This is a genomic window from Thalassobacter sp. (genome assembly GCF_982993085.1).
The window spans coordinates 21,724-29,510 of sequence record NZ_CEZFMW010000033.1; the positions used below are offsets into that span (position 1 = coordinate 21,724).

Sequence of the window (7,787 nt, forward strand, 5' to 3'; positions counted from 1 at the left end):
ACCTAAGCCCTTAGCGCGGGCTGCCGGGTGTTGCGGTTGCTTCGCTCAGAAACTCCTGATTGAAGCGATTAAGTCCATTGCCCAGCGGGTTGGCCGAAGCCTCATAGAGGCGTTGAATCGTCAGGCCTGCGATGTCTTCGAACACTTCATCCACCCGCAGCGTATCGGCATCGGCAAACGCGCCCTGCTGAAAGGTCGATGCGTAGAAGGTGCGGGCATTAAACATGCCGTGGTTTTGGGGCAGGGTCGAAGGCCGATCGGCTGACAGTGCGATCCCATAGCTCTCCGTCGAAAGTTCGGTGCCGACACGCGCAAACCGCGTCTCTCCCAAACTGGCCAGTTCTGTGGTTGGGCGCTGGTCCAACAATTCAACCGGCGCGTCGAACACGCGGCTGCCTTGTAGCGTGGCGAACATGCTGTCGTCATAGGGGCTTTCAAGTTCGGTCCGGGGGAAGATCGCGATCCAATGGCCGCCCGCATCCGCAAGGACATGACGCAGGCCGGTCTGCTCCCCTTGGGGGCCATATAGTCGGATAGTCACGTTCGAGCCGGGCTCGGCCGTGCCCGAATAAATCGGGTCAATCGCAAGCACCGGCAAGAACCATGCGTCATCAATCCCTAGATTGCCAAAGGGGTCGCTCGATTTGGTTGGGCTGGAGGCGGTTGTGCCGGTGAATGCAGCCGTATCGCTTGCGGTATAGCTGCGGGCTTCGGCATCGGTCGCGGTTGGCGTAGAGCCGCCCTCTACGCTTGCAACGTTCGTCACAGCATTGGACGCGTTCGTCTGAAAGCCGATGGATACATCGTACGTAATCGTCACACTTTCGCCCGGTGCCAATCGCGGGATCGAAATAGACAGCAGTGTTTCGCCCGAGGCCGAGCCTGATGTAACAGTCGCGAGGCTTGGGTCGCTGATTGTGATCCCGCCTGTGCTGGACAGTTGGAACGGCAGTGGGTCACTGATCACAGCGTTATAGATCGGCGCGGTTGCTGCGGCATCATTGGCCACCACCACTGTGTAGGTCACCGTGTCCCCAAGAAAGGGTGATGTGTTGCTGATCGTTTTTGAGACGTTGAGTTTGGGTTCGACGATCTCGACGTTTTCGGTGTCGGATTGTGGATTGAGTTGTGCCGCGCCTGTTGGTGTGATCAGCAGTTCTGCTGAGTTGGTCAAGAGTGTGCCGTTTGTGTTGGCGGTGATGTCTTGGACGACGGCGACGAGGGTCAGGGTGATCTGGTCCTGTGCGTCAATGGTGCCATCGCCAAGCGAGGTTGAGGCGCCCAGATCAAAGGTGGTGACTTGGCCGATGTTTACCGCTGTGCCGGGTGCGGCGAGGCTGATGTTTGAGCCGGGTGTGCCGATGGAGGCCGAGACAAAGCCCAGACCTGTCGGCAGCGTGTCGGTGACGATAATGCTATCAAGATCTGTCTCTGGCAGGGTCACGACCAATGCGTATGTTACCTGTTCTCCGATCGTTAAATCGGTCACGCTTGCATCGCCTTGCACCGTGCCCGTGTCTGGGTTGGACGTCGATACGACGGTTTTTTCCAGCCCCCGAATGGACAGAACGCTATCACTGTCCGTGACGGTTTCAGTCCGGCCGGTCGGGCTGTTGGCGTCACCATCGGGCACTGTGTCGTAGACGGCAGTGGCGGTGTTGGTCAGGGTTTGCAGATTGGGGACTGTCGCGGACAGTAGGGCGCTATAGCTGACCACCAACGTCTCACCGGGCTCAATCACGGGGACCATGACCGTAAAGCCGCTGCCGGTTTCGGCCACGCTTGGGGTGATGCTCGTGCCATCCAATACAAGGCTCACGCTGCCAGAGACCAGCGCAAGGTTGGCATCCGACAAGGTGTCGGTGATGGCCACGTCATAGGCCGGCCCATCACCGGTGTTGGTTAACGTCAGCGTGTAGGAAGCTGTTTCGCCACCATAAAGTGCGGCGGGTCCCACTTTGTCGATCGTTAGATTGGGGTCGACAATCTCAACCTGTGCAGTGGCTGTGACGGGGGTCAGCTGTCCGTTGGGACCCGTGGGCAAGATCGTGGCGCTGACGGTGTTGTCGGTGACGCGACCTGACTGGGCCGTGGGTACGTCGATGACCCGAGCAGAGACCTGTATCAGGATCTTGTCGTCGGCGCCGATGCTGCCGTCTGACGGATTGTTCACCGCGCCAAAGTCGATGGTAAAGGTTTGCCCGTTGGTCACTATTACAACGGGCGGGGAGTTCACCGCGGTCATACCTGCGCCGATGGACGTGACGTTCACCGACCCTGCGATCAACTCCAACTCTGGTCCCAGCACATCGCTCAACACCACCCTGTCGAGGGGGATTTCCGGTAAGGAGAGTTCATAGGCATAGGTCACGGTCTCTCCGACGTTCAGATCGACGAGGCCCGTGTTCCCAACGGCAGTGCCGGTCTGGCTGAAGTCTGTCGAGAGCACGGTTTTTGTGATGCTGGGACCTGTCGCGATCGAATGATCATCACTGTCCGTGGCGGTCCGGCCGGTGGTCGAACGCGGATCATTATCTGGCACGGTATCAGAGGTAATGGTGGCGGTGTTGTCAAAGCTGTGTGCGGCGGGGGCGGCGGCGTCGAGGCGGGCGGTATAGGTGACCTCAAGCGTCTGACCAGGCAATAGTTTGGCCACCAATGTCTCGAACCCGGTGGCCGTTTGGGTCACGCTCAGGGCCGAGGTGATATCTACGGAGTCAATCGTTGCCGCAAACGAGCCTGCATTATAGCTGAGGTGGGCATTGTCCAGAACGTCCGCCACAAGGATGTCAAAGGCGGGGCCGGTGCCCGAGTTGACCACAGTCACCGTATAGCTTGCATCGCTGCCTGGGTTGACTGCGGTGTTGCCGGTTTTGGTCACGCTCAAGACAGGGGTCACGATATCCACGGGCGCGGTGGCCGTGATCGGGTCCATCGCCGCTTGGCCTTGGGGTGTCAGTGTGAGGGTCGCGGTGTTGCTGAGGACTGCCCCATCTTGGTTGGTGGCCACGTCCTCGACCCGGGCGGTGATCAAGATGACCACCTGATCATCGGGGCCGATGCTGCCGTCTGATGGGTTGGTAAAGGCACCGAAGTCGAAGGTGATCTCCTGACCCGAGATGCTGCGCGATGGGGTGATCCCGGTTAGCCCGGTGGCACTGCTGTCGATCGAGGAGGACACAAAGCTGAGCCCGGTTGGCAGTGTGTCGACCACGACGGCCCCGTCGATGTCGATCTCTGGGAAGGTGACCGTCAGAGCATAGGTGACGGTCTCTCCGATGTTCAAATCGGTGACGCCCGCGGTGCCTGCACTGTTGCGCGTATCGGCAATGCTGCTGGTCACGGTTTCTTTGCTCAAGAGCGCGCGGGGGACAGTATCATGGGTGTCCGTGACGCGATCCTCGCGGCCTGTAGCAGAGGCCGGATCACCGTCAGGAACCGTATCAAAGTCAGCCGTCACGGTGTTTGACAGCAGATCGCCTTGGTCAAAGCCTGTGTCGACATCCGCCTCATAGCTGACCCGTAATACGTCGCTTGGCAAAAGTTCAGAGGTTGAGAAGCTGAAGCCGCCGGAGCTTTCGGTCACGGTGAGGGTCAATGGCGTGCCATTGAGTGTCGCGGTGACACTGCCAGAGACAAAGGTCAATTGGCTGTCGGCGACCGCATCGGCCACGAGGATATCAAAGGCGGGACCGGTCCCGGTATTCTCGATTTCAACCGTGTAGGTGACCCGGTCGCCGGGATCAGCCGTAAGCGGGCCTGACTTGTCGATAGAGAGAGTGGGCTCTACGATGTCGACGGCGCCACTGGCTGTGACTGTGTCGAGCACGACACCCTCAGCCGTCACGTCAAGGGCGGCGGTGTTTACAAGGCTTGCGCCCTCTGTCACGGCCGCGACGTCCTCTACCCGTGCGGTCAGAGTGACCTTCACCTGATCGCCTGCATCAATAGTGCCTGTGGCCGTGTTGCTCACGGTGCCAAAGTCAAAGGTGGTAACGGCGCCGGCATTGGTCACAACCACATCTGCCGCACCAGATATCTGTGCGCCCTCAGACACAAATGCCGCACTCACATAGCTTAGTCCGGTGGGCAATGTGTCGGTCAAAACAACACTGCCCATTGCCGCCTCAGGCAATACCAACGTTAGGGTAAAGGTCACCTCTTCGCCCACCACAAGGTCGAGGTCGGTGCTATCAAATGCTAAGCGGTCCGTTTGGCTCAAGCTCGATGCAGTGGCCTCTTTGTACAGGGTTGGTACTGTACCGACGTCATGATCATCGCTGTCAGTATAAGTGCGGCCCTCGGTTGAACTTGGCGTGCCGTCGGACACGGTGTCGTATTCCACCGAAGCGGTGTTAAAGAACTTGGTCGCCTCAGGCGCGCTGGACGAGAGGGTCGCATTATAGGTTACGGTCAGGGTCTCGCCCACTGCGATTGATCCAATGACAGCCCTAAAGCCATCGCCCACCACGCTCACGGCGGGAGAGATCGTCGTGCCCTCCAGATCAAAACTCGGCGCGCCCGACAAAGCCAGATGCGGATTGCTGAGCAAATCCTCCAACACAACATCATGCGCCGGACCCGTGCCGTCGTTCGTCACAGTCACCGTATAAGGAACCGTATCCCCCGCCTCAGCCACAATAGGACCCGTTTTTGAGACGTTGAGATCGGGCTCAACCACCAAGACGTCAGCCGCGGCCTGTGGGTCGATTTGCAGCGGAAGCCCGGTTGATGGGTGATCCACATCTAATCGGCCCGTGTTGCGCAGGTTGTCTCCTGCATCCACGCTGGGCAAGTCCTGCACTTGAGCCACAAGGTGGATGACAATGGTTTCATCCGTTGCAGCCGCGTCATCGGTTGCATCCACGGTTACTGTGCCAAAATCGAAGGTGACCGTGTCGGAGGTGAGCGTGACAAAGCTGGATGTGTCGGTGTCACCTGCGTTGATATTTGTGGTTGTCACATTCGTGCCGCTGCCGATGGATACGACGCTTGCTGAGACAGCGCTTAGCCCCGTGGGAAGCGTGTCGGTCAGGGTTAGGTCGGCGGTGCCTTCGGGTAGGGTGATTGTCAGAGCATAGGTGATCGTCTCGCCGATGGCGACGTTGTTGCCTGATGTGCTGCTGTCACCCGTGCTCAGAACTGTTTTCGTCAACTGCACATCCGGTGAAGTGACGGCCGCGGTGTCCGTGGGGACCATGTAACCCGAAAGGGTGGTGTCATAGACCCGGCCATTGTCGGCGTCGGTCTCATGCCCGTCGGGGTCGCTGTCAAAACGCGTCACTTCGGCGGTGTTGGTCACGGTAGTTGAGAATGTGAATGCTTCGATGATCTTGGCATCAAAAACGATCTCAATCGTGTAGCCGGCCTCTAGAACCGGAATACTGGCCCGCAAGCCGTCGCTGGTCGTCGGATAGACGAGAGCAGGGGCATCCGCGCCACTGGGGGTAACGTCCACGCCGTTGGGGTTCAGGATTTTTATCGTCCCGCTTTGAGCAGTGGGCAGGATGAGGGCCACATCATCAAGTGGATCATTCAGAAGAATGTCGTAGGCTGGGCCACCTCCGACGTTCTTGCTCAGGATCGTATAGGTCACGGTATCGCCGGCATCAGCCGTGCTGGGCGAGACGCTTTTGTCGATATCAAGTTCGGGCTCAACCACGTTTGCGGTGGCATCGTCGCTAAAGGTCTGTGGCTGTCCGGTGTTGGGATGTGTTAGAACATTGCCCGTGTTTGGGTCCACCAAGCTAAGACGCGCCTCATTCACGAGGGTCCCGCCGGCTTGGACTGCGGCGATGTCGGTGACCTGTGCCACCACGGTGATCAGGGCCGTGTCATTGGCCGCATTGTTATCGCCCAAATTGTCGATCGTCCCGAAATCAAAGACGAAGCCCCCGTCTGGCCCAAGGGTGATGAAGCTTGAGGTCGTGTCTGTATCGCCCTGAGCAAGGTTGTCGCTGCTGACAGTGGAATGGAACGTCGTCAATGCTGCCGAAATTGGCGTTAGCCCAGCGGGCAAAGCATCCACCAAGATGACGTCGGATGTACCTTCGGGGAAGACCACCTCAATCTCATAAGTCAGGGTTTCCGATATTCCGACATCGGACCCGCTGGTGAGGGGGTCATCGGACGCCACAAGTGTCTTGGTCACCTGTGGGTCGGGTGTGGGCAGTATATGCGTATCAGAGGGGCCGGTGTAGACGCGGCCATCATCGGGGTCGGTGGTGTCACCGGCGCGATCACTGTCGTAGCGGGTGACTGTGGCGGTGTTGTCGATGCTGCTGGCGAAAGCCACCCCATCGATAACGACCATTTCATAGGTAATCTCAACGGATTGACCAGGCATCAGCACAGGGATGATCGCCTGCAAACCACCCGAAGATGTCGGGAACACGTGGCTTGGGGCGTCTGCGCCCGTTGGTGTCACGTCCGTGTTGCCATCCATAATGCGGATGCTGGATGCGGGGGGCGAACTGAGGATCAGGTTGGGGTCGGTGATGCCGTCATCAATGATGATATCATAGGCCGGGGCACCCCCTGCGTTGGTCGAGGTGATCGTATAGACCACGGTGTCGCCTGCATCCGCCTCGGCCACATCAGTCGATTTCTCGATCTGCATATCCGGTTCAACGACCCAAATATGTGCGATGTTCCAGACCGATGTTTGCTCTGTGGTAAAGCGCGCTCTGTTCGTCAGCCTATCGCCCGCGTCATTGTCAGGCAGATCGTTCAGTTGGGCGACAACCCGCACTAGGATTTCATCATGCTCATCCACCACCATATCGGTGACGTTAATAAGGTCACCAAAATCGAAAGTGATTTGGGTACCAGAGACAGTGCCTGTCGCGCCGGCGCTTAGTGTCGAGCCCGAAATATTGGAACCGATCGAAATCAGCTCTGCCGAGACAAAATCAAGCGTGCCTGGTGACGTCGGTAAAAAATCATCAAGGGACGCGTCAGAGTTCGTGCCTTCGGGCAGGGTGATGACGATGTCGTAGCTGACGGTTTCGCCGATTGACAGGTTGCTGCGGTTTGTGTCGGGGTTGGAGGTGGCCGAGACGAATTTATTGATCATTGGCGACTTTGAGGTCACGCGTGCATCGTCCGAAATCGCGTAATCGCGCTCATCTGCGGCGTCATCGTCAGGCAAGCTGTCAAACGTCAGGCTTGCGGTATTGTCGATCACGGTGCCTGCTTCAATGGATGTGTTGACCACGGCTTGGTACGAAATCGTAAGCGTCTCGCCCACATCCAGCGCATCGGCGGTGATGTTAAGCGTCGTGTCCCCACTGGTATTGCCGGTCACGATGGTCGCGCCCGTGCCACCCGTTACCGTCACACTACCAACGACCAGATCTATGCTGGGGTCCAGCAGATCGGTCAGGATCAGATCATAGGCCGGGGCGTCATGAGCTTGGACCGGGTTGTCGACCTTGATGGTGTAGGTCACCGTTTCACCCGCGCGCACCCCATTGTTGGGCGCGGTTTTGTTGATGGTGAGTTGCGGCTCGATCAGTTCAACCCGGCTAGAGACATCTTTGCTAACGCCATCCGCCACAAATTTCGCTTTGTTGGTCAGCTGGTCGCTCGCCTCTGCGGTTTGCCCGCCCAGAGACTGAGCCTTAACTTCGAACGTAATCACATCGTCGGACAGGAAGTTGTTGCCCAGATTGACCAAGTTGCCGACATCAAAGCTGACGCTTTTGTTGTCGCCCGCCACGGTTCCGACGCTGCCTGCGTGTTTCGCGGGATGGTGGGCACAGATTTCATCTGATCGTGGGCAGTGA

General features: G+C 58.4%; 1 protein-coding gene. It reads right to left on the minus strand.

Annotated features, from left to right (window positions below; all coding sequences use genetic code 11):
• Positions 1-10: 10 nt before the first annotated feature.
• The gene (locus tag AC4GMC_RS07325; protein WP_487876367.1) at positions 11-7,720 is read right to left on the minus strand and encodes an isopeptide-forming domain-containing fimbrial protein; all 7,710 of its coding nucleotides are present in this window, start codon (positions 7,718-7,720) and stop codon (positions 11-13) included.
• Positions 7,721-7,787 lie beyond the last annotated feature (67 nt).